General features: G+C 60.8%; 21 protein-coding genes. 11 read left to right on the top strand and 10 right to left on the bottom strand.

Annotated features, from left to right (window positions below; all coding sequences use genetic code 11):
* Positions 1-8: 8 nt before the first annotated feature.
* From PMI34_RS20670 to PMI34_RS20685, 4 genes are read right to left on the bottom strand one after another with little or no spacing between them, the layout of a single operon-like run.
* Positions 9-536 carry a pilus assembly protein PilP gene (locus PMI34_RS20670; RefSeq protein ID WP_008047861.1) on the bottom strand — a complete coding sequence of 176 codons (528 nt, stop codon included), beginning with the start codon at positions 534-536 and terminating at the stop codon, positions 9-11.
* Positions 533-1,156 (bottom strand): type 4a pilus biogenesis protein PilO, encoded by a 624-nt coding sequence (locus PMI34_RS20675; RefSeq protein ID WP_008047859.1) that lies wholly within the window; start codon positions 1,154-1,156, stop codon positions 533-535. Before PMI34_RS20675 ends, PMI34_RS20670 begins: the two co-directional genes overlap by 4 nt.
* Positions 1,153-1,719, bottom strand: coding sequence for a PilN domain-containing protein (locus PMI34_RS20680; RefSeq protein WP_008047857.1), 567 nt, complete (start codon positions 1,717-1,719; stop codon positions 1,153-1,155). Before PMI34_RS20680 ends, PMI34_RS20675 begins: the two co-directional genes overlap by 4 nt.
* The gene (locus tag PMI34_RS20685) at positions 1,719-2,783 is read right to left on the bottom strand and encodes a pilus assembly protein PilM (protein ID WP_008047855.1); all 1,065 of its coding nucleotides are present in this window, start codon (positions 2,781-2,783) and stop codon (positions 1,719-1,721) included. Before PMI34_RS20685 ends, PMI34_RS20680 begins: the two co-directional genes overlap by 1 nt.
* 217 nt (positions 2,784-3,000) lie before the next feature.
* Here PMI34_RS20685 and PMI34_RS20690 point away from each other — a divergent pair, with 217 nt between their 5' ends.
* A complete protein-coding gene (locus PMI34_RS20690) occupies positions 3,001-5,442 on the top strand; it encodes a penicillin-binding protein 1A (protein ID WP_443216121.1) in 2,442 nt (813 codons plus the stop codon).
* 267 nt (positions 5,443-5,709) lie between these two features.
* Here the strand turns inward: PMI34_RS20690 and PMI34_RS20695 are convergent, their stop codons facing one another.
* The 3 genes from PMI34_RS20695 to rpmE all read right to left on the bottom strand — a co-directional run bounded on the left by PMI34_RS20695 (position 5,710) and on the right by rpmE (position 8,203).
* Positions 5,710-6,978 (bottom strand): malic enzyme-like NAD(P)-binding protein, encoded by a 1,269-nt coding sequence (locus tag PMI34_RS20695; RefSeq protein WP_008047852.1) that lies wholly within the window; start codon positions 6,976-6,978, stop codon positions 5,710-5,712.
* 182 nt (positions 6,979-7,160) lie between these two features.
* Entirely contained in the window at positions 7,161-7,949 is a 789-nt protein-coding gene (locus PMI34_RS20700; protein ID WP_008047851.1) for a thermonuclease family protein, read from the bottom strand.
* A 35-nt stretch (positions 7,950-7,984) separates the two neighbouring features.
* On the bottom strand, positions 7,985-8,203 hold the full coding sequence (gene rpmE, locus PMI34_RS20705; RefSeq protein WP_008047849.1) for a 50S ribosomal protein L31: 219 nt from the start codon (positions 8,201-8,203) through the stop codon (positions 7,985-7,987).
* Positions 8,204-8,497: 294 nt separating this feature from the next.
* Here rpmE and PMI34_RS20710 point away from each other — a divergent pair, with 294 nt between their 5' ends.
* The 10 genes from PMI34_RS20710 to PMI34_RS20755 all read left to right on the top strand — a co-directional run bounded on the left by PMI34_RS20710 (position 8,498) and on the right by PMI34_RS20755 (position 21,458).
* The gene (locus PMI34_RS20710) at positions 8,498-10,717 is read left to right on the top strand and encodes a primosomal protein N' (protein WP_008047847.1); all 2,220 of its coding nucleotides are present in this window, start codon (positions 8,498-8,500) and stop codon (positions 10,715-10,717) included.
* A gap of 238 nt (positions 10,718-10,955) precedes the next feature.
* Positions 10,956-12,692: an arginine--tRNA ligase gene (gene argS / locus PMI34_RS20715; RefSeq protein ID WP_008047844.1), complete on the top strand. Its 1,737-nt coding sequence runs from the start codon at positions 10,956-10,958 to the stop codon at positions 12,690-12,692.
* 1 nt (position 12,693) lies between these two features.
* On the top strand, positions 12,694-13,407 hold the full coding sequence (locus PMI34_RS20720) for an SPOR domain-containing protein (RefSeq protein WP_007975583.1): 714 nt from the start codon (positions 12,694-12,696) through the stop codon (positions 13,405-13,407).
* A 245-nt stretch (positions 13,408-13,652) separates the two neighbouring features.
* Positions 13,653-14,183, top strand: coding sequence for an ATP-dependent protease subunit HslV (gene hslV, locus PMI34_RS20725; RefSeq protein WP_007975582.1), 531 nt, complete (start codon positions 13,653-13,655; stop codon positions 14,181-14,183).
* A gap of 54 nt (positions 14,184-14,237) precedes the next feature.
* Positions 14,238-15,575, top strand: coding sequence for an HslU--HslV peptidase ATPase subunit (gene hslU, locus PMI34_RS20730; RefSeq protein ID WP_008047842.1), 1,338 nt, complete (start codon positions 14,238-14,240; stop codon positions 15,573-15,575).
* An 83-nt stretch (positions 15,576-15,658) separates the two neighbouring features.
* Positions 15,659-16,030 carry a gamma-butyrobetaine hydroxylase-like domain-containing protein gene (locus PMI34_RS20735; protein WP_008047840.1) on the top strand — a complete coding sequence of 124 codons (372 nt, stop codon included), beginning with the start codon at positions 15,659-15,661 and terminating at the stop codon, positions 16,028-16,030.
* 259 nt (positions 16,031-16,289) lie between these two features.
* Positions 16,290-17,969 (top strand): class II poly(R)-hydroxyalkanoic acid synthase, encoded by a 1,680-nt coding sequence (gene phaC, locus PMI34_RS20740; RefSeq protein ID WP_008047837.1) that lies wholly within the window; start codon positions 16,290-16,292, stop codon positions 17,967-17,969.
* Between the two features lie 155 nt (positions 17,970-18,124).
* Positions 18,125-18,979: a poly(3-hydroxyalkanoate) depolymerase gene (phaZ, locus tag PMI34_RS20745; protein WP_008047834.1), complete on the top strand. Its 855-nt coding sequence runs from the start codon at positions 18,125-18,127 to the stop codon at positions 18,977-18,979.
* A gap of 116 nt (positions 18,980-19,095) precedes the next feature.
* Positions 19,096-20,778 carry a class II poly(R)-hydroxyalkanoic acid synthase gene (gene phaC, locus PMI34_RS20750; RefSeq protein WP_008047833.1) on the top strand — a complete coding sequence of 561 codons (1,683 nt, stop codon included), beginning with the start codon at positions 19,096-19,098 and terminating at the stop codon, positions 20,776-20,778.
* 59 nt (positions 20,779-20,837) lie between these two features.
* A complete protein-coding gene (locus PMI34_RS20755; protein WP_008047831.1) occupies positions 20,838-21,458 on the top strand; it encodes a TetR/AcrR family transcriptional regulator in 621 nt (206 codons plus the stop codon).
* A 96-nt stretch (positions 21,459-21,554) separates the two neighbouring features.
* Here PMI34_RS20755 and PMI34_RS20760 read toward each other — a convergent pair whose 3' ends face one another.
* The 3 genes from PMI34_RS20760 to PMI34_RS20770 all read right to left on the bottom strand — a co-directional run bounded on the left by PMI34_RS20760 (position 21,555) and on the right by PMI34_RS20770 (position 23,357).
* A complete protein-coding gene (locus tag PMI34_RS20760; RefSeq protein WP_008047829.1) occupies positions 21,555-22,403 on the bottom strand; it encodes a phasin family protein in 849 nt (282 codons plus the stop codon).
* 10 nt (positions 22,404-22,413) lie between these two features.
* On the bottom strand, positions 22,414-22,836 hold the full coding sequence (locus PMI34_RS20765; RefSeq protein WP_008047828.1) for a phasin family protein: 423 nt from the start codon (positions 22,834-22,836) through the stop codon (positions 22,414-22,416).
* 245 nt (positions 22,837-23,081) lie between these two features.
* A complete protein-coding gene (locus PMI34_RS20770; RefSeq protein WP_008047826.1) occupies positions 23,082-23,357 on the bottom strand; it encodes a polyhydroxyalkanoic acid system family protein in 276 nt (91 codons plus the stop codon).
* Positions 23,358-23,420: the final 63 nt, after the last annotated feature.

Genomic DNA, 23,420 nt, shown 5'->3' with positions numbered 1-23,420 from the left:
GAGTTCCACTATGAGTGCTCTTTCAAGGAAATGGTCCGGGGACGCTCCAGCCAAGCTCCCTGACCATCAGGGACAATTTCAACCACATCGACTTGAGAGCCGCTGATCGCAACGATCCGTCCGTCGTTACGCCCCAGGTAATCGCCGACTTTCAGCCGGTGCACCCCACCCGCCCCGCGCAGCAAGGCATAAGCGCCCGTTGCATTGGAAAGGGTGCCGACCATTTCAAACTGCTCGATGTTGAAGCCTTCGAGGTACTGTTTGACCCGGTCCGGGTCGGGTTTGACGTTATGCGAACCCCGCCGTCGGGCCGCCGGATCAGTGCTGATCTGCGGTGAAAACGGGCTGCGCAGATTCGCTGCGTTGTAAGTGAATGCAGGGTAGGACCGAAATACCGGCGTGGGTTCAATCCTCCCCGGCCCGTGCAGGCGCATTTCGTTCATGTACGCATCCAGATCGGTGTAGTCATCGCCTGCGCCACAACCGGACAGGGCAGACAAAAACACCATCACCGAAAAACAACGTGCCGGACTCATTGATGCTGTCCCTTGTCGTTGTAGCGGTAGGTCTTGGCGAGGATGGTCAAGCGCAGCTTCGGACCACCCTCGGGGCTGACGGGCGCAAGATCGAAATCGTGCAAGGTGACGATTCGCGGTAACCCGGCCACACCACTGACGAAGGTGGCCAGATCGTGGTAATCCCCGGTGACCGTGATCTGGATCGGCAGTTCGATATAGAACGGCTGGGCGACCTCCGGCAGCAACTTGATCTCTTCGAACTCCAGGCCGCTACCCAGGCCCGTACGGGTGATGTCTTCCAGCAAGCCAGGCACTTCGGTGTCACCGGGCAGTTGCCGCAACAGCACGACGAAGGCGCTCTCCATCTCCTTCAGCTGCCGGGTGTAGAGATCCAGATTCGCCGCCATGCGGGCTTTGTAGCCGAACTGCTCCTTGAGGGTCGACTCTTCTTCGCGCTTGAGATCGAGCTGCCCCACAAGGTCGCGGGTGGAAAAGCTGTAGCCAAAGGCCAGCACCAGAAGCACGAACAAACCGGCCACCAGAAACTTGATCACCGGCGGCCAGGAACCCATGTTGCTGGTATCCAGATCATTGATGTCGATCTTGCGCAGCCCTTCGAACCATTCCGACAGGCTCATTTGCCCCCCTCCGGTGCTAGGGGCTGAGTCTGACGAACGGTCAACTGGAAGACGTTGGCCTGCTCCACCTGACCGGCGGCCGTGGCCTTGACTTCGGTCAGGCTCGGCGCATCGAACCAGTCCGATGCCTCGAGGTTGCGCATCAACTCTGAAACACGGTTGTTGGATTGCGCGGCGCCAGTGATGGACAAGGTCTTTGCGGTCATTTTCACTTCGGTGAAATACACGCCGTCGGGCAGGGCTCGTACCAGCTGGTCAAATACTCGCCCGCTGATCTGGCGATTGCCTTGCAAGTCCTGGATGACGCCCATGCGCTCGACCAGTTGCTGACGGCGCGACTTGAGATCATTGATCTGTGCGATCCGCCCATCGATCACGGCGATTTGCTTGCCGATGTAATCGTTACGGGCGACTTGCCGGTCGATGGCACCGCTGATGACCTGATTCACGACCAGCACCGCACCCATCGCGCCCACCATTGCCGTCGCCAGGACCAGCAGGAAACGCTTGCGGCGAACTTCACGCCGCTCTTCGCGCCAGGGTAAAAGGTTGATCCGCGCCATCAGTCGAAGCTCCTGAGGGCCAGACCGCAGGCGATCATCAACGCCGGGGCATCACTCGCCAGGGCGGCACCGTTGACCTTGCTGCCCAGAGTCATTTCGCAAAAAGGGTTCGCGACCTGGGTCGGCGTGCCCAATTGCTGCTCGATCAAACGGTCCAGCCCCGGGATCGACGCGGTACCGCCGGCCAGCAGGACATGGTCGACGGCGCTGTACTGGCCGGACGCAAAGAAGAAATGCAACGAGCGCGACACTTGCTGCACCAGCGCCTCTCGAAATGGCTGCAAGACCTCAGCGGCATAACCATCCGGCAGACCGCCCTTCTTTTGCGCCAGCCCTGCCTGCTCCAGCGTCAGGCCATAGCGACGCTGGATTTCCTCAGTCAGTTGCCGACCGCCGAACAGTTGTTCCCGGGTGTAGATAATCCGCCCGTTGTGCAGCACGCTCAGGGTGGTCATGGTGGCGCCGATGTCCACCACTGCGACCGTCGAAGACTCCCCGGAAACCGCAAGCCGGCTGGCCAGCAATTCGAATGAGCGCTCCAACGCGTAGGCCTCGACATCGACCACGCGGGCGGTCAGCCCCGCCAAGGACAGGGCTGCCTCGCGGACTTCAACGTTTTCCTTGCGACAAGCGGCGAGCAGCACGTTGACACGCTCGGGATTGCGCCCGGAGGCGCCCTGGACCTCAAAGTCGATCGCGACCTCGTCCAGGGGATAAGGGATGTATTGATCGGCCTCGATCTTCAGCTGGCTTTCCATCTCGTCCTCGGAAAGACCGGCCTCCATCTCGATGGTCTTGGTGATCACCGCCGAGCCCGCCACGGCCACGGCCACGTTCCTGAGACCGGTTCTGGCCTTGGCCAGCGCACGCGCAAGGGCCAGCCCCACGCCTTCGAGCTCGGCGATATTCTTTTCGATCACCGCGCCGACCGGCAACGGCTCGACCACATAGGCCTCGACTCGAAAACGCTCACCCTGACGGCTCAACTCCAGAAGTTTCACCGAGGTGGAGCTGATGTCGATTCCCAACAGCCCATTGGATTTTTTGTTGAAGAGTCCTGGCACTACCAATTCCCTATGACTTTCCGTGAGTTACGGACTCTGCAATGTCCATTGCGTTCAATCCGCCCGTCTTGACAGCAGCGCCAGCCACGCTCCCGATCAGAAAAATGCTTATAATGCCCAGCGTTTTTTTCCGCATTTGCTCAAGCGCGGGTCGTTCTCATTTAGCCTGAACCCTGTTGCCCAATTCATTTTTTACCCTGGATATCCAAAAGCCTTGATTCGTCTGCTGAAGTTTTTCGGTTGGTCCATCGTCGCGGTTTTCTGCGGACTCCTTCTGGGTCTGAGCGGGGCGTACCTTTACCTTAGTCCCGGACTTCCGTCCGTGGAGGCGCTGAGAAGCATCCAGTTGCAGATCCCTTTGCGGGTCTACAGCAGCGATAACAAGTTGATCGCAGAATTTGGCGAAATGCGCCGTACACCGATCCGTTTCGCCGACATTCCCCCCAATTTCATCAATGCGTTACTAAGTGCTGAAGACGACAATTTCGCCAATCACTACGGCGTCGATCCGAGCAGCCTGATGCGTGCCGCGACCCAACTGGTCAAAAGCGGACACATCCAGTCCGGCGGCAGCACGATCACCATGCAGGTGGCGAAGAACTTCTTCCTGTCCAGCGAACGCAGCTTTTCGCGCAAGACCACCGAGATCCTGCTGGCCCTGCAGATCGAACGCCAATTGACCAAGGACGAGATCCTCGAGCTCTACGTCAACAAGATCTACCTGGGTAACCGTGCCTACGGCATCGAGGCGGCCGCACAGGTCTATTACGGCAAATCGATCCGCGATGTCAGCCTGGCGCAAATGGCGATGATCGCCGGCCTGCCCAAAGCGCCGTCGCGCTTCAACCCTCTGGCCAACCCGGCACGCAGCAAGGAGCGTCGCGACTGGATCCTGGGGCGCATGTACAAGCTCGGCAAAATCAGCGAGGCCGACTACACCGCCGCGGTTAACGAGCCGCTGAACGCCAGCTATCACGTGCCGACCCCGGAAGTGAACGCCCCGTACATCGCCGAAATGGCCCGCGCCGAAATGGTCGGGCGTTATGGCAGCGACGCGTATACCGAAGGCTTCCGCGTCACCACCACGGTGCCGAGCGACCTTCAGGAACTGGCCAACACCGCGGTCCACGAAGGCCTGATGACCTACGATCAGCGCCACGGCTATCGCGGGCCCGAGTCACGACTGCCGGGCAAGACTCGCGAAGCCTGGGCAACCGAGCTGACCAAACAACGCACCATCAGCGGCCTGGAACCGGCCATCGTGACCCAGGTCGACAAGAACGGCCTGCAAGTGCTGACCCGCACCGGCCAGGAACACGTGAACTGGGACACCATGAAGTGGGCCCGGCCGTTCCTGAATACCAACAGCATGGGCGCCAACCCGAAACAACCCTCGGACGTGGCCCAGGTCGGCGATCTGATTCGCGTACAGCGTCAGCCGGACAACTCGCTGAAGTTCAGCCAGATCCCGCAAGCCCAGGGCGCGCTGGTGTCCCTGGACCCACAGAACGGCGCCATTCGTTCGCTGGTCGGCGGTTTCGCCTTCGAGCAGAGCAACTACAACCGCGCGTTGCAGGCCAAGCGCCAGCCGGGCTCGAGCTTCAAACCGTTCGTCTACGCTGCCGCACTGGATAGCGGCTACACCGCCTCCAGCCTGGTGAACGACGCACCGATCGTGTTTGTCGACGAATACCTGGACAAGGTCTGGCGTCCGAAGAACGACACCAACACCTTCCTCGGCCCGATTCGCCTGCGTGAAGCCCTGTACAAGTCGCGCAACCTGGTGTCGATCCGCTTGCTGCAGGCGATGGGCGTCGGCAAGACCATCGACTACATCACGCGCTTCGGCTTCAACAAACAGGACCTGCCACCCAACCTGTCCCTGGCGCTGGGCACCGCGACCCTGACGCCGATGGAAATCGCCACCGGCTGGAGCACCTTCGCCAACGGCGGCTACAAGATCACCCCGTACATCATCGACAGGATTGAAAGCCGCAACGGCGACACGCTGTTCGTCGCCAACCCGCCGAGCGTGCCTCAGGGCGGCGCCGCCAGCGATGGCATTGCCGCGCCAAGCGCCCCTCAAGCCTTCACGGTCAACGCAACGCCGGGCGAAACCCCAGGCACTACGCCGACGCCACAAGCACCCGCCGTGGCCGAACGCATCGTTGACGGGCGCACCACGTACATCCTCAACAGCATGCTTGAGGACGTGATCAAGCTCGGCACCGGTCGTCGCGCGCTGGCCCTGGGCCGTCCTGACATTGCCGGCAAGACCGGTACGACCAACGAATCCAAGGACGCCTGGTTCTCCGGTTACAACGCCGATTACGTGACGACCGTGTGGACCGGTTTCGATCAACCGGAAAGCCTGGGTCGCAAGGAATTCGGCGGCACCGTCGCACTGCCGATATGGATGAACTACATGGGCGCCGCGCTCAAAGGCAAACCGCCACATACGCAACCGGAGCCCGAAGGCATCCTTAGCCTGCGAGTCGATCCAATCAGCGGCCGCGCGGCCAGCCCGGGCACGCCAGGGGCATACTTCGAACTGTTCAAGGCCGAAGATACGCCGCCGTCGATCGACGAGATCGGCAATGGCCTGGCCCCGGGCAGCCCGCTGCCAGCGGATGAAGCGGCGCCGATCGATTTGTTCTGATCACACCGGCAACACCCAAAAGCCCTGTCTTCGAGAGAAGTGCAGGGCTTTTTTTGCCTGCAAGTTTTGCATTGATTCGCCCGGCCTCTTCGCGGGCAAGCCCGCTCCCACAGTGGGCGATGGTGAACACAGGGTTTATGTGCACCTCCGACCCTGTGGGAGCGGGCTTGCCCGCGAAGAGGCCTGTACAGACAACACATAAGCAGCAGGCAATAAAAAGCCCCGACTCAAATGAGCCGGGGCTATCGGTTGAAGCGCTACAACGGCTTAGCCGTTGAACACGTCATCCACGCTTTTGAGCGGGTAGTTCTTCGGATACGGCAGGGTCGCCACACCGGTCTCGATAGCGGCTTTGGCCACGGCATCGGAGATCAGGGTGATCAGACGGGCATCCATTGGCTTGGGAATGATGTACTCACGACCGAATTCCAGCTTGATGCCGCCGTAGGCGTCGCACACTTCCTGAGGTACTGGCAGCTTGGCCAGTTCGCGCAGGGCGTTGGCCGCAGCCACTTTCATTTCTTCGTTGATGCGCTTGGCGCGAACGTCCAGGGCACCACGGAAGATGAACGGGAAGCCCAGTACGTTGTTGACCTGGTTCGGGTAGTCGGAACGACCGGTGGCCATGATCACGTCGCTACGGGTAGCGTGCGCCAGCTCCGGGGAGATTTCCGGATCAGGGTTGGAGCAGGCGAACACGATCGGGTTCGGCGCCATCGACAGCAGGCCTTCAGCGCTCAGCAGGTTCGGGCCGGACAGGCCAACGAACACGTCAGCACCTTGCAGGGCGTCAGCCAGGGTGCGCTTGTCGGTCGCGTGAGCGAACACAGCCTTGTACTGGTTCAGGTCGTCACGGCCGGAGTGGATCACGCCGGTACGGTCGACCATATAGATGTTTTCGATGTTGGCGCCCATGCTCACCAGCAACTTCATGCAGGAGATAGCGGCAGCGCCGGCACCCAGGCAGACGATCTTGGCTTCCGGCAGGGTTTTGCCAGCGATTTCCAGGGCGTTGATCATGCCGGCGGCGGTCACGATAGCGGTGCCGTGCTGGTCATCGTGGAATACCGGAATATCGCACTGTTCGATCAGAGCGCGTTCGATTTCAAAGCACTCTGGTGCCTTGATGTCTTCCAGGTTGATGCCACCGAAGGTGATGGAGATGCGCTTGACGGTGTCGATGAAGGCTTGCGGGCTTTCGGAGTCGACTTCGATGTCGAAAACGTCGATGCCGGCGAAGCGCTTGAACAGTACGCCTTTACCTTCCATCACTGGCTTGGAAGCCAATGGGCCGAGGTTACCCAGGCCGAGAATCGCGGTGCCATCGGAAATGACTGCAACCAGGTTGCCTTTGCCGGTGTACTTGTAGGCCAGTTCAGGATCGCGGGCGATCTCGCGTACTGGTTCGGCTACACCCGGGCTGTAGGCCAGCGACAGGTCGCGGGCGGTAGCGGTGGCCTTGGTGAGCTCGACACTCAGCTTCCCTGGACGAGGATTGGCGTGATATTCGAGAGCGGCAGTTTTCAGATCAGACATTTTGGCATTCCGCTTTTACTGTTGGACAGACTGGTGAGCGAGGATACGCGCCTCGCAAAATCCCCACAAGACTGACCGGTCACCCCTGTCAAGCGCCCGGCCCTACGACTTTGGGCCAAGAGCCACGGAACACAAGGGATCGACTGTTCACAATCGACAGAAAAAATGTCTACAATTTTTTATCACTGTATGATTTGAAACATCGCCGGGTCGGTCAAGGGCAACATCCAGCGCGCCTGGCCTTCTTTCAGTCCGCCACGTCGCGAACGATCCAGCACCCAGCCGCGCGCCTCGATCTGCTTGCCTTCGAGCCGTTCCAGCGAGGCTGCATCGAAGCGTCCCAGGAGATTGGGCGCAACCTTCAATACAACCGAATCCTGCAATTCGATCCAAACCCCGCCGCGATTGCGTTGAACCTTGCTCACACGACCGCTGAGCACGGCAAAGCCGGAAGTGCTGATCTGCTCCGCCTTCAGTACAGGCGACTGGCGCCACACACCGAGCCCGGCCTGTCGAGCGCTGCTTTCCGCGGCTTGCTGACAGGCGACCAAATCGACATTCGGCGCTACGGCCACCTGAAAACCCAGGCCTTCGGCAAGCATTTGCGCTTCAAGGTTGGCGCCATCGGCACCGTAGACATGGGCCAGGGTGCGGCCGTAATGGTCTTTGCTTTCTTTGCCGGGCAGCAAACCAACCTGCCCGTCGCTCGCCGCCACCAGGGCTTCGAGTCGCTTGCGCGCGACCACGGCGAACGGTTCGTCGGAGCGGCCATTCTTACCCAGCTCCGGCGTGTTCAAGCCGATCATGCGCACGCTGCGACCATCGCTCAGGCGCAAGGTGTCGCCGTCCACCACCCGCTGCACCGCGACGGGCGCCAGGCTGCCGGGTGCCGGACAAAACGCCTGGGCGCCGGATAGCCAAATCGCGGACATAAAAAAGGCGCCCGCGAGGGACGCCTTTTTCATCAGCATGGAAAAACCGGAACGGCTTCCCAAGTTGATTGGCCTTAGGCCTTTTTCGCGCCGAAAGCACCGAAACGGTCGGCGAAGCGCTGAACGCGGCCGCCAGTGTCCAGAGTCTTCTGCTTACCGGTGTAGAACGGGTGGCACTCGTTGCAAACGTCGATCGCCAGGGCTTTGCCGAAGGTCGAACGGGTTTCGAACTTGTTGCCGCAGCTGCAGGTAACAGCAACTGCTGGGTATTCTGGATGGATATCAGCTTTCATGGTGTCTTCCTCAGGCTAGCGTGCCGCCACCCAACACTATTGTTGAATACCGCACGTAATTAGGCCGCGGATTCTACCAGACAATGCCAATCACGCAAGCTGTCCCTCAAACCAGTCGTCTGCTAGGCTCCCGGCCTCAAGCGCACTCCCATGTGGGAGCGGGCTTGCTCGCGAAAGCGGTGTGTCAGGCAATAAATGCGTTGACTGACACTCCTTCTTCGCGAGCAAGCCCGCTCCCACAATTGATCTGCGTCCACCTCTTCTTTTGTTGCCTGCTAATCGAGATCCCCCCGCGTGCCCGACGCCATTCTGCGCCTCGCCCTGCCTTCGCCGCTGCGCCGCCTGTTCGACTACCGCGCTCCGGCCGGCGTCCTGCGCGCCCATCTGCACCCTGGCATGCGCCTGCGGGTGCCGTTCGGCCGACGCGAGATGATCGGCATTCTGGTGGAAGTCACCGACACCAGCGAAGTGCCGGTCGATAAGCTCAAGCCGGCCCTGGCCCTGCTTGACGCCACGCCACCGCTGCCATCGGCGCTGTTCAAACTGTGCCTGTGGACCTCCCAGTATTACCAGCACAGCCTCGGCGACACCTTGAGCTGGGCGCTGCCGGTTTTGCTGCGCCAGGGTGAACTGGCCGAAGCACGCCAGGAGCGTTTCTGGTCCGCCGCGCCGGGGGCCAGCCTCGACGATCCGCGCATCGCCCGCGCCCCGCGCCAGCGCGAAGCCCTGGCCACGCTGGCCCAGCATCCCCATGGCGTCGCCCATCAATTGCTGAGCAAGCTGATGCTGAGCAAAGACAGCCTGGATTTGCTGCTGGCCAAGGATCTGGTGCAAGTCGAGATCCGCCGGCACGCCCCGGGTGCACGCCACGAACACTGGCTGGCGCAACCAGAGCTGCCGCTGAACCCGGAGCAGCGCGCCGCCTATGAGGCGATTCGCGCCGGGTTCGACAGTTATCACGCCTTCCTGCTGGCCGGCGTCACCGGCAGCGGCAAGACCGAAGTCTATCTGCAGTTGATCCGCGAAACCCTGGAGGCCGGCAAGCAGGCGCTGGTATTGATCCCGGAAATCAACCTCGGCCCGCAGACCCTGGCGCGCTTCGAACAGCGTTTCAATGCCCGTATCGCGCTGATCCATTCGGCGGTCAATGACCGCGAACGCCTCGAGGCCTGGCTGGCCGCCCGGGACGGTGAGGCCGACATCATCATCGGCACCCGCTCGGCCCTGTTCACACCGATGAAAAACCCCGGCCTGATCATCATCGACGAAGAGCACGACGGCTCCTATAAACAGCAAGAAGGTTTGCGCTACCACGCCCGTGACCTGGCATTGGTGAGGGCACGACAGGAAAACATCCCGATTGTCCTCGGCTCCGCCACCCCTTCGCTGGAAAGCCTGCATAACGCCTACACCGGCCGCTACGGCCTGCTGCGCCTGAATGAGCGCGCCGGCGGCGCCAAACAGCCGCGCTTCCTGCGCCTGGATGTCAAAAGCCGTCCGCTGGACAGCGGCATTTCCGGGCCGATGCAACAGGCCATCGGCCAGACCCTGGCCGCCGGGCAGCAGGTACTGGTGTTCCTCAACCGCCGCGGCTTCGCCCCGACCCTGCTGTGCCATGACTGTGGCTGGATGTCCGAGTGCCAGCGCTGTGACGCGCGAATGACCGTGCATCAGCGTTATGGCGAGCTGCGCTGCCACCATTGCGGCTACGTCGAACGCGTGCCGCGCCAGTGCCCGAAGTGCAACAAGGTCGATCTGCGCCCCGTTGGCGCCGGCACCGAACGGGCCGAGGAGCGCCTGGCGATTCTGTTCCCGGACTATCCGGTGCTGCGGGTCGACCGTGACAGCACATCGCGCAAGGATGCGATGAACCAATTGTTCGCGACCATTCAAAAAGGCCAGCCGTGCATACTGATCGGCACACAGATGCTTGCCAAAGGTCACCACTTCCCACGAGTGACGCTGGTGTCGATCCTCGATGCCGACGGCGGCCTGTTCTCCGGTGACTTCCGCGCCAGCGAGCGCATGGCTCAGCTGATCGTCCAGGTCGCCGGCCGCGCAGGTCGCGCCGAAGAGCCGGGCAAGGTGATTATCCAGACGCACCTGGCCGACCACCCACTGCTGGTGCAATTGACCGAGCAGGGCTATTTCGCCTTCGCCGAACAGGCCCTGAGCGAACGCCGCGCGGCCGGCCTGCCGCCGTTTGCGCACCTGGCACTGTTGCGGGCCGAGGCGCACAAACCGGGCCAGGCCGAAGGCTTCCTCGATGAAGCCTGCAGCGAGGCTGAGCGTTTGCTGGCCGAACAGAACCTGACGGGGATCGAGTTATTGGGACCGGTCCCGGCACCGATGGAACGCCGGGCCGGGCGTTATCGTGCGCAGTTGTTGGTACAGGCCACAGCGCGGGCCCCCTTGCACCGATTGCTGGCCAGTTGGTTGCTGGTGCTGGAGCAGATGCCGAGCGGGCGGGCGGTGCGTTGGTCTTTGGATGTAGATCCCGTAGATCTATATTGATTTTGAGATCGCTTTCGCGAGCAAGCCCGCTCCCACATGAGTTTTGTGTCAGACACATAAGATATGAACACCGCAGATTCGATGTGGGAGCGGGCTTGCTCGCGAAGGGGCCCTAATTGTCACCACACATCCATAACCTGCCTGCTAAGGTTGGCAAGCCCGTCTTCGCAACGGATAATGCCCAGTTTTTCCACCAGCGCATGATGCGCCGCCGCGCCTGCGGTCGAAAGAGAAGACCATGAAAGACACCATTCGCCAGCTGATCCAACAAGCCATCACCCAACTCGTCAACGAAGGTGTGTTGCCTGAAGGCCTGTCGCCGGCGATCCAGGTGGAAAACTCCCGCGACAAGAAGAACGGCGATTTCGCCAGCAACATCGCCATGATGCTGGCCAAACCGGCCGGCATGAAGCCCCGCGACCTGGCGGAAAAAATCATCGCCGCGCTGCCGGCTGACGAAAACGTCGCCAAGACCGAAATCGCAGGCCCGGGCTTCCTGAACTTCTTCCAGAACACTGATGCCCTGGCAACCCGCCTGGACGCCGCCCTGGCCGACGCCCACATCGGCGTACGCAAGGCCGGCCCGGTGCAGCGCACCGTGGTCGACCTGTCGGCACCGAACCTTGCCAAGGAAATGCACGTCGGCCACCTGCGCTCGACCATCATCGGCGACGGCGTGGCCCGTGTCCTGGAATTCCTCGGCGACACCGTGATCCGTCAGAACCACGTCGGCGACTGGGGCACCCAGTTCGGCATGCTGATGGCTTACCTGCAGGAAAACCCGATCACCAGCGACGAGCTGTCGGACCTCGAGAACTTCTACCGCGCCGCCAAGCAACGCTTCGACGAATCCGAAGAGTTCGCCGACCGCGCCCGTGGCCTGGTGGTCAAGTTGCAGGCCGGCGACGCCGATTGCCTGGCACTGTGGACCAAGTTCAAGGACATCTCGCTGTCCCACTGCCAGAAGATCTACGAACTGCTCAACGTCAAACTGACCATGGCCGACGTGATGGGCGAAAGTGCCTACAACGACGACCTGATCAATGTGGTCAACGACTTGAAGGCCGCAGGCATGCTGGTCGAGAGCAACGGCGCCCAGTGCGTGTTCCTCGACGAGTTCAAGAACGCCGACGGCGACCCGCTGCCGGTGATCATCGTCAAGGCCGACGGCGGCTACCTCTACGCCACCACCGACCTGGCGGCCGTGCGCTACCGCAGCGGCAAGCTCAAGGCCGATCGCGCGCTGTACTTTGTCGACCAGCGTCAGGCCCTGCACTTCCAGCAAGTGTTCGCCGTGGCGCGCAAGGCCGGTTTCGTGACCCATCCGATGGAAATGGAACACATGGGCTTCGGCACCATGAACGGCGCGGACGGGCGTCCGTTCAAGACCCGTGACGGTGGCACCGTGAAGCTGATCGACCTGCTGACCGAAGCCCAGGAGCGCGCCTACACCCTGGTCAAGGACAAGAACCCTACACTTGCCGAAGCCGAGTTGCGCAACATCGCCAAGGTGGTGGGCATCGGCGCGGTGAAGTACGCCGACCTGTCCAAGCACCGCACCAGCGACTACAGCTTCAACTTCGACCTGATGCTCAACTTCGAAGGCAACACCGCGCCGTACCTGCTGTACGCCTACACCCGCGTGGCCGGCGTGTTCCGCAAGCTCGGCAAGGACTTCAGCGAAGTCGACGGCCAGATCGTCCTCGAAGCGGCGCACGAACACGAACTGGCGGCGAAGCTCGCGCAGTTTGGCGAGATCCTGAACAACGTGTCCGAAAAAGGCACCCCGCACATCCTCTGTACTTACCTGTACGACGTCGCCGGCCTGTTCTCCAGCTTCTACGAGAACTGCCCGATCCTCGCCGCCGATACCCCGGCACAAATGCAGAGCCGCCTGCGCCTCGCTGCGCTGACCGGACGCACTCTCAAGCAAGGCCTGGAACTCTTGGGCCTGGAAACTCTGGAGCGTATGTAAGTTGGCCGCCAAGAAAAAACCTGCACCCAAGCGTGGCGCCAGCCGTTACCAAGCTCCTGCAAAGCAACCGATCCCGGGCTGGCTGTGGATGGCCATCGGCCTGACGGTCGGCGCCTTCATCGTATTCCTGATGAAGCTGGAACCGGGCAAGGGCAGCGACACGGTCAAGCGTGAGAAAGTCGAGCAACAGCAACAACAGAAAGCCAGCAAGATCGCCGAGGCCAACAAGACCCCGCCGAGCCCGACGCAACCGGTGAAGCCGAAGTACGACTTCTACACCTTGCTGCCGGAATCGGAAGTCATAGTGCCGCCGGATGCCGTGCCGGAAAAAACCCTGCCGACGCCACAAGTGCCGGCCATCCCGACCACGCCGGTCACCCCGGCCGAAGCGGCGAAGATCGACACGGCTCGCGCCCAGGCTGCTTTGGCCGGGATTACTCCGCCTCCTGCGCCACCGGTCAAGGCTGCGCCGGTGACGAAGTTTTTCCTGCAGGCTGGCTCGTTCCGCAAGGAGACCGATGCGGACAAGGTTCGGGCGCAGATCATTCTGCTGGGCCAGGCCGTGGCGGTTGAGTCCGGCACGGTGAAGGACGAAACCTGGTATCGGGTGCTGGTCGGACCGTTCAGCAACCGCGAACAACTGACCACCGCGCAGAAACAATTGGCCGGCGCCGGTTTCAGCAATCTGTTGTTACAACAACGCCAGAGCCGCTGATTCCGTCAGAACTGCCGCGTCAACGTTCATCGTCGGAACGCCGCCCGGAGCAAGCCCGCTCCCACAGGATTTGCGCTACCCCTGTGGGAGCGGGCTTGCCCGCGATGGCGTCTTGATGAACACCGCATACCCCACCTGACTCACACCGCTCGTCCCCCGCCGCGCCTTACAGTTGAAATCCACTCCACCACCCCCATATGAATGGGCATAAGGCATTTTCGCCCCGCTGCGTGGAGACTCTTCCCTTGACCACCATCGTTTCAGTTCGCCGCCACGGCAAAGTCGTCATGGGCGGCGACGGCCAGGTTTCCCTTGGTAATACCGTGATGAAAGGCAACGCGAAAAAAGTTCGCCGCCTGTACCACGGCCAGGTCATTGCCGGCTTTGCCGGTGCCACCGCCGACGCCTTTACTCTCTTCGAACGTTTCGAAGGCCAGCTTGAAAAACACCAGGGCCACCTGGTGCGCGCCGCTGTCGAACTCGCCAAAGAATGGCGCACCGACCGCTCCCTGAGCCGCCTTGAAGCCATGCTCGCGGTCGCCAACAAAGACGCCTCCCTGATCATCACCGGCAACGGCGATGTGGTTGAACCCGAAGACGGCCTGATCGCCATGGGCTCCGGTGGCGCCTACGCCCAGGCCGCGGCCAGCGCACTGCTGAAAAAGACTGATCTGTCGGCCCGTGAGATCGTCGAAACCGCCCTCGGTATCGCCGGCGACATCTGTGTATTCACCAACCACACCCAGACCATTGAGGAGCAGGACTGCGCCGAGTAAGCCTGTTTCGGCCCCGTGCCACGGCTCATTCTTGCTTGAGGTCCTTTAAATACTATGTCCATGACTCCCCGTGAAATCGTCCACGAACTCAACCGCCACATCATCGGCCAGGACGATGCCAAGCGCGCTGTCGCCATTGCCCTGCGCAATCGCTGGCGCCGCATGCAGCTGCCGGAAGAGCTGCGCGTTGAAGTAACGCCAAAGAACATCCTGATGATCGGTCCGACCGGTGTCGGTAAAACCGAGATCGCCCGTCGCCTGGCAAAACTGGCCAATGCGCCGTTCATCAAGGTCGAAGCGACCAAGTTCACCGAAGTCGGCTATGTCGGCCGCGACGTCGAATCGATCATTCGTGACCTGGCCGATGCCGCGATCAAGCTGCTGCGCGAACAGGAAATCGTCAAGGTTCGCCACCGTGCCGAAGACGCCGCCGAAGAGCGCATCCTCGACGCCCTGCTGCCACCGGCGCGCATGGGCTTCAGCAACGACGACGCCCCGACTGCCGATTCCAATACCCGCCAACTGTTCCGCAAGCGCCTGCGCGAAGGTCAGCTGGATGACAAGGAGATCGAAATCGAAGTCGCCGAAATGGCCGGCGTCGACATCTCCGCGCCACCTGGCATGGAAGAAATGACCAACCAGCTGCAAAGCCTGTTTGCCAACATGGGCAAGGGCAAGAAGAAAGCCCGCAAGCTCAAGGTCAAGGAAGCGCTCAAGCTGGTACGCGACGAAGAAGCCAGCCGCCTGGTCAACGACGAAGAGTTGAAGGCCAAGGCCCTGGAAGCGGTCGAGCAGCACGGCATCGTGTTCATCGACGAAATCGACAAGGTGGCCAAGCGTGGCAATTCCGGTGGCGTCGATGTGTCCCGCGAAGGCGTGCAGCGCGACCTGCTGCCGCTGATCGAAGGCTGCACCGTCAACACCAAGCTGGGCATGGTCAAGACCGACCACATCCTGTTCATTGCTTCGGGTGCGTTCCACCTGAGCAAGCCGAGCGACCTGGTGCCCGAGCTGCAAGGCCGTCTGCCGATCCGCGTCGAACTCAAGGCCCTGAGCCCTGAGGATTTCGAACGCATCCTCAGCGAGCCTCACGCCTCGCTCACCGAGCAATACTGCGCACTGCTGAAAACCGAAGGCCTGGGAATCGAGTTCCAGCCGAGCGGCATCAAGCGCATCGCGGAGATCGCCTGGCAGGTCAACGAAAAAACCGAAAACATCGGTGCCCGTCGCCTGCACACCCTGCTCGAGCGCCTGCTCGAAGAGGTGTCGTTCAGCGCCGGCGACCTGGCCAGCGTCCATGACGGCAAGGTGATCCAGATCGACGCCGACTACGTCAACAGCCATCTGGGCGAATTGGCGCAGAACGAAGATCTGTCCCGCTACATTCTGTAGAGCAGCAAGCTGCAAGCTGCAAGCTGCAAGCTGCAAGCTGAGTTAAGCTTGCAGCTTGTAGCTTTCCGCCCAAGGCTCTTCCTATGCTTCCCACCGACATCAAGCTGCACAAAACCTCGAAAACCCTGACGCTCAAATACGCGTCCGGCGAGGAATACACCCTGCCCGCCGAGTTCCTGCGCGTGCACTCTCCTTCCGCCGAGGTCCAGGGCCACGGCAAACCCATCCTGCAATTTGGCAAGATCAACGTAGGACTGACCAAGATAGAGCCGGCCGGTCAGTACGCACTGAAACTGACCTTCGACGACGGCCACGACAGCGGCTTGTTCACCTGGGAATATCTGTACGAGCTGGGGCGACGTTATGACGCACTCTGGGAAGATTATCTGGCCGAGCTCAAAGCCGCCGGAAAAACCCGCGATCCGAACGAATCCGTCGTCAAGCTGATGCTCTAATCCGAGCCTCTCGCTCTTTAGAGGGCATTTTCTAATTTCATCTGTTTGAATGCTCCGCTTCAGGGCCGCCGATTGGCCTGCTTGCGAAAAAAATTAAACTCGGGTAACCAATGGAACTGGCAAGTTCCCTGCAGTGCTCTCTGCATTAAAAAAGCAGCGATGCAGTATTAACGGTCACCCCGAGCAGTAGTACCTGGCATTGGCTGTGTAACTGCACAGCAGGACCCGGTACTCGTCTCAGGACAATGGAGCGTCGTAGATGAGTAACAAGAATAACGATGACTTGAAGAGTCAAGCCTCGGAAAACACCTTGGGGCTGAATCCTGTCGTTGGACTGCGTGGAAAGGATCTACTGGCTTCTGCTCGAATGGTGCTCAGGCAGGCCATCAAACAACCGATTCACAGCGCCAAACATGTCGCTCATTTCGGCCTTGAACTCAAGAACGTGCTGCTTGGCAAATCCGAGCTGCTACCGACCAGCGATGACCGTCGCTTCGCGGATCCGGCCTGGAGCCAGAACCCGCTCTACAAACGTTATCTGCAAACCTACCTGGCGTGGCGCAAGGAGCTCCACGACTGGATCGACGACAGTAACCTGCCGGCCAAGGACGTCAGCCGCGGGCACTTCGTGATCAACCTCATGACCGAGGCCTTCGCCCCGACCAACACGGCGGCCAACCCGGCGGCGGTCAAGCGCTTCTTCGAAACCGGTGGCAAGAGCCTGCTCGATGGCCTCTCGCATCTGGCCAAGGACCTGGTGCATAACGGCGGCATGCCGAGCCAGGTCAACATGGGCGCATTCGAGGTCGGCAAGACCCTTGGCGTGACCGAGGGCGCGGTGGTCTTTCGCAACGACGTGCTGGAACTGATCCAGTACAAGCCGATCACCGAGCAGGTGCATGAGCGCCCACTGCTGGTGGTACCGCCGCAGATCAACAAGTTCTACGTGTTCGACCTGAGCCCGGAAAAGAGTCTGGCGCGGTTCTGCCTGCGCAACAATGTGCAGACCTTCATCGTCAGTTGGCGCAACCCGACCAAGGAGCAGCGCGAGTGGGGCCTGTCGACCTACATCGAAGCGCTCAAGGAAGCGGTTGATGTGGTCACCGCCATCACCGGCAGCAAAGACGTGAACATGCTCGGTGCCTGCTCCGGCGGCATCACCTGTACCGCGCTGCTGGGCCATTACGCGGCAATCGGCGAGAACAAAGTCAACGCCCTGACCCTGCTGGTCAGCGTGCTCGATACCACCCTGGACAGCGACGTGGCCCTGTTCGTCGATGAACAAACCCTTGAAGCCGCCAAGCGCCAGTCGTACCAGGCCGGTGTGCTGGAAGGCCGCGACATGGCCAAGGTTTTCGCCTGGATGCGTCCCAACGACCTGATCTGGAACTACTGGGTCAACAACTACCTGCTGGGCAACGAGCCGCCGGTATTCGACATTCTGTTCTGGAACAACGACACCACCCGGTTGCCTGCCGCGTTCCATGGCGACCTGATCGAGATGTTCAAAAGTAACCCGTTGACCCGTGCCGATGCACTGGAAGTGTGCGGTACGCCGATCGATCTGAAGAAGGTCACCGCCGACATCTTCTCTCTGGCCGGCACCAGCGACCACATTACCCCGTGGCGTTCCTGCTACAAGTCGGCGCAACTGTTCGGCGGCAATGTTGAATTCGTACTGTCCAGCAGCGGGCACATCCAGAGCATTCTGAACCCGCCGGGCAATCCAAAATCGCGCTACATGACAAGCACCGAGATGCCCGCCAATGCCGATGACTGGCAGGAAGAGTCAACCAAGCACGCCGACTCCTGGTGGCTGCACTGGCAGGCGTGGCAGGCACAGCGTTCGGGCAACCTGAAAAAAGCTCCGCTGAAACTGGGCAACAAGGCCTATCCAGCGGGAGAAGCCGCACCGGGCACTTACGTACACGAGCGGTAACTGACACACCTCGACTTCCCTGTGGGAGTGAGCTTGCTTGCGATGACGGTGGCAGGTTTGGCATATGCGCTGACTGACACTCCGCTATCGCGAGCAAGCTCGCTCCCACAGGGGGCGGGGATGAACTGGAAAAAGCGACCCACAGGGCCAGAAGCATGCCGCAACCCTTCATATTCCGTACCGTCGATCTGGATGGCCAGACGCTCCGCACGGCGGTACGCCCCGGCAAGCCTCACTTGACGCCCCTGCTGATTTTCAACGGCATCGGCGCCAACCTGGAGCTGGTGTTCCCGTTCATCGCGGCACTGGACCCGGACCTGGAAGTCATCGCCTTCGACGTACCCGGCGTCGGTGGTTCGTCGACTCCGAACCGGCCCTATCGCTTTCCGAGCCTGGCGAAACTCACAGCGCGGATGCTCGACTATCTCGACTACGGGCAGGTCAACGTCATCGGCGTGTCCTGGGGGGGCGCCCTGGCCCAACAGTTCGCCTACGACTATCCGGAGCGCTGCAAGAAACTCGTGCTGGCTGCGACAGCGGCGGGTGCAGTGATGGTGCCGGGCAAACCGAAGGTGCTGTGGATGATGGCCAGCCCTCGACGTTACATCCAGCCATCCCACGTGATCCGTATTGCGCCGATGATCTACGGCGGCGCTTTCCGTCGCGACCCGACGCTGGCCGCCAGCCATGCGGCCAAGGTGCGTTCGGCGGGCAAGCTCGGTTACTACTGGCAGTTGTTCGCCGGTCTCGGCTGGACCAGCATCCACTGGTTGCACAAGATCCGCCAGCCAACCCTGGTGCTGGCCGGCGACGATGACCCACTGATCCCGTTGGTCAACATGCGCTTGCTGGCCTGGCGGATTCCCAACGCCCAGTTGCACATTATCGATGACGGGCATCTGTTCCTGATTACCCGGGCTGAAGCTGTGGCCCCGATCATCATGAAATTCCTGGAAGAGGAGCGCCAGCGCGCGGTAATGCATCCGCGTCCGGCGCCATTGGGCGGCTAAAACCGCCGCCTCAGCGGTTGGCAGGACGCCACGCCGCGCAACAACCCATTACAGCGTCTATGGTGTTCTGGTTCGCTGTGTTTGTTTTAGGCCTGAAGACGAAGGAGTGTTGACTCATGCGCGAGAAACCAGCGAGGGATTCCTTACCGACTCCCGCCGCGTTCATTAATGCACAGAGTGCGATTACCGGCCTGCGCGGCCGGGATCTATTGTCGACCCTGCGCAGTGTGGCCGCCCACGGCTTGCGCAATCCGGTGCACAGCGCCCGACATGCCCTCAAACTCGGCGGCCAGCTGGGCCGTGTGCTGCTGGGCGAAACCCTGCACCCGACCAGTCCGCAGGACGCTCGCTTCGCCGATCCGGCGTGGAGCCTCAACCCGTTTTATCGGCGCAGCCTGCAGGCCTATCTGAGCTGGCAGAAACAGGTCAAGAGCTGGATCGACGAGAGCAACATGAGCCCGGACGATCGCGCCCGCGCCCACTTCGCTTTCGCCCTGCTCAACGATGCCGTATCGCCCTCCAACACCCTGCTCAATCCACTGGCGGTCAAGGAACTGTTCAATTCCGGCGGCAACAGCCTGGTGCGCGGCATCAGCCATTTGGTGGACGATCTGCTGCACAACGATGGCCTGCCCCGGCAAGTCACCAAGCAAGCGTTCGAGGTCGGCAAGACGGTCGCTACCACCACCGGTGCCGTGGTGTTTCGCAACGAGCTGCTGGAGCTGATCCAGTACAAGCCAATGAGCGAAAAACAGTATTCCAAGCCCCTGTTGGTGGTGCCGCCGCAAATCAACAAGTACTACATTTTCGACCTGAGCCCCCACAATAGCTTCGTCCAGTACGCCCTGAAAAACGGCCTGCAAACCTTCATGATCAGTTGGCGCAATCCGGATGTGCGTCACCGCGAATGGGGGCTCTCGACCTACGTGGAAGCCGTGGAAGAGGCCATGAATGTCTGCCGGGCGATCACCGGCGCACGGGAGGTCAACCTGATGGGCGCCTGCGCCGGCGGGCTGACCATTGCCGCGTTGCAGGGTCACTTGCAGGCCAAGCGGCAGCTGCGCAGGGTGTCCAGCGCGACTTACCTGGTGAGCCTGCTCGACAGCCAGATGGACAGCCCCGCGACGCTGTTCGCCGATGAACAGACCCTGGAAGCCGCCAAGCGCCGCTCCTATCAGAAAGGCGTGCTGGATGGCCGCGACATGGCCAAGGTCTTCGCCTGGATGCGCCCCAACGATTTGATCTGGAGCTACTTCGTCAACAACTACCTGTTGGGCAAGGAGCCACCGGCGTTCGACATTCTCTACTGGAACAACGACAACACGCGCCTGCCGGCCGCCCTGCATGGCGACCTGCTGGACTTCTTCAAGCACAACCCGTTGACCCACCCGGGCGGCCTGGAAGTGTGTGGCACGCCGATCGATTTGCAGAAGGTCACCGTCGACAGCTTCAGCGTCGCCGGCATTAACGATCACATCACCCCGTGGGACGCGGTGTATCGCTCGACGCTGTTGCTCGGTGGCGAGCGGCGCTTCGTGCTGTCCAACAGCGGCCATGTGCAGAGCATCCTCAACCCGCCGAGCAACCCGAAAGCCAACTACGTCGAGAACGGCAAACTGAGCAGCGACCCCCGTGCCTGGTACTACGACGCCAAGCGTGTCGACGGCAGCTGGTGGACCCAATGGCTGAGCTGGATTCAGGAACGTTCCGGCGCGCAGAAGGAAACCCACATGGCCCTCGGCAACCAGAACTATCCACCGATGGAGGCAGCACCCGGTACTTACGTGCGCGTGCGCTGACGTTCAACGAGCCACGGCCGCTGTCGGCCGTGGCAAGACCCGATCATTAAGAAGACTGGATGAAAACCCGCGACCGGATCCTCGAATGTGCCCTGCAGTTGTTCAACCAAAAGGGCGAACCGAATGTCTCCACCATGGAAGTTGCCAATGAAATGGGCATCAGCCCGGGCAACCTCTACTACCACTTCCACGGCAAGGAACCGCTGATTCTCGGGCTATTCGAACGCTTTCAGAGCGAACTGGCGCCCTTGCTCGATCCACCGGCCGATGCTGAACTGGCGCCCGAAGAATACTGGCTGTTCCTGCACCTGATCGTCGAACGCCTGTCCCACTACCGGTTCCTGTTCCAGGACCTGTCGAACCTCGCCGGGCGCCTGCCGAAACTGGCCAAGGGCATTCGCAACCTGCTCAATGCACTCAAGCGCACACTGGCGTCGCTGCTGGCACGATTGCAGGCGCAAGGGCTGCTGGTCAGCGATACCCAGGCACTGGGGCAACTGGTGGAGCAGATCACCATGACGCTGCTGTTCTCGCTGGACTACCAGCGGATTCTTGATCGTCAGGGCGAGGTACGATTGGTGGTTTACCAGATCATGATGCTGGTTGCGCCGCACCTGCTGCCATCGATGAAGGCTGCGACCGAACAGATGGCAATGGAGTATCTGGAAGACCACGAATAATCCTGAGCAAAACTATCCCCTGTCGTGTTCCAGGATGCACTCACAAACAAAAACGCCCGACCTGTGAAGGCCGGGCGTTTTCTTGAGCCCTGAAAATCAGGACTGACTGGTTGGCGTCGATGGAGCCGGCGCGACAGTCGGGGTGACAGCAGGGGTTGGCGCGGTAGCGGAGTTCGATGCGCTTACCGGAGCTGCCGGCGTTGCCGGTTTGGCAGCTGCCACTGCTGGTTTTGGCGCGGCGGCTTTTGGAGCTGCCGGCTTTTTCACCGCTGGTTTTTTCGCCGCAGCAGGCTTGGCTGCTGGCTTGGCCGCTGCAGTTTTCGCTGCAGGCTTGGCGGCCGGCTTAGCGGCGGCTTTTGCAGCAACCGGCTTGGCCGCTGGTTTGGCCGCGGCCGGTTTGGCGGCTGCAGTTTTAGCCGCAGGCTTGGCAGCAGGTTTAGCCGCTGCTTTTGCCAGTGGCTTGGCTGCGGTTTTGGCGGCCGGTTTGGCAGCAGGCTTGGCCGCCGCGGTTTTCGCCGCAACAGGCGCAACCTTGGCACCGGTCAGTTTTTCGATTTGCTTGGTCAGTGTTTCGACCTTGCTGTGCAGTGCCTTGACTTCGTTGCGGCTCGGTACGCCCAGACGCGAAATGGCGCTGTTCAGACGCTTGTCGAAAGCGCCTTCCAGCTCATCCCACTTGCCCAGCGCCCGATCTTTCACGCCGCTGATACGCGATTTGGCCGAAGAAGCGGAGTCCTTGGCGGCGTCGACAGTCTTGCCAACAGCGCTCTTGGTGAGCTTCTCGGCTTTCTCGCCGTCCTTGACCAATGCATCGAAGAGTTTGCTGCCGTCAGTGTCGATCTTCGAGTACACGCCTAAACCAGCCAGCCAGATTTTTCGGGAGTAATCTTCAACCTTCCCGATCCACGAGCTGCCTTCTTTTTCGGTTTTCTTTTTAACAGCCATCCCGTTCTCCTTAAGATTTACGCGCGACACGTTCGAGCAATGCCGTCAGCTCATCGAGCTTAGCAGAGAGTGTCTCAACGTCATGTTTAGACGGAATACCGATACGATTCAAGGCACTTGCGACACGCGTGTCGAACGCCTTCTCGACCTTGTCGAGTTGAACTTCGACACGGCCTTTGAAAGTGCTGACTTCACTCTTGGCTTCATCGATCTCGGCATTGGCCGCTTCAAGCTTCTCGGCAACTACCTTTTTGCCTTTCTTTTCAACAACCTGACCAGCCTTGATCAGCTCTTGAAAGTATTCGCTGCCCTCTTGGCCAACCTTGGTGTAGGCACCCAGGCCTGCCAGCCAGATCTTGCGGGCATAGGATTTGACGTCGCCCAGTGTGCCGGTCGACGGGTCGATTTTTTTCTTCAAAATAACTTTGGCCATGGTGCACCTCACGCGCAGAAGGTTTGAGGAACTGCCCGGGTAAGTGTCGGGCTCTGGCACAAAGTAGGGAGAAAAATTAGAAACGGCACCCTAACAACTGACATAAACCTTTGAGAGCACCGCAAACTAAATGTGGGAGCGGGCTTGCTCGCGAAGGCGTCGTGTCAGTCAACATCCTGGTCAACTGACAGACTGCCTTCGCGAGCAAGCCCGCTCCCACAAGGGGATCTCATTTCAAGGGGAAATCAGACCAGGGCCTTGTCCAGCGCCTTCTCGATTTCCGCCTTGATCATGCCGCTCATGGCCGACATCATCAGGCCCAGTTCCACGTCGACCCTGATCGAATCTTCACTGACATGCACCGCGCCCTTCACACCCGAGCGCTTGAGGTTCAGGGTGTCGCCGGACCACTGCGGCTCCAGACCATACTGATCGGAAAGTTTCTGCGCCAGCTTGTCGGCCTTTTCGCGAGCCGCTTCCTTACCCAGGCCATGGGCACGTTCAACACTAATACGGGCCATCGAATGACTCCTGCTTTATGGATGCTTTCCCGAGGCATCTTGACCTCTGCTGCGTCAAAACGT

The organism is Pseudomonas sp. GM74, from assembly GCF_000282455.1.
Classification (GTDB): domain Bacteria; phylum Pseudomonadota; class Gammaproteobacteria; order Pseudomonadales; family Pseudomonadaceae; genus Aquipseudomonas.
The sequence above is the reverse complement of the archived record's forward strand: the minus strand, read 5'-3'. Positions and strand labels throughout refer to the sequence as shown.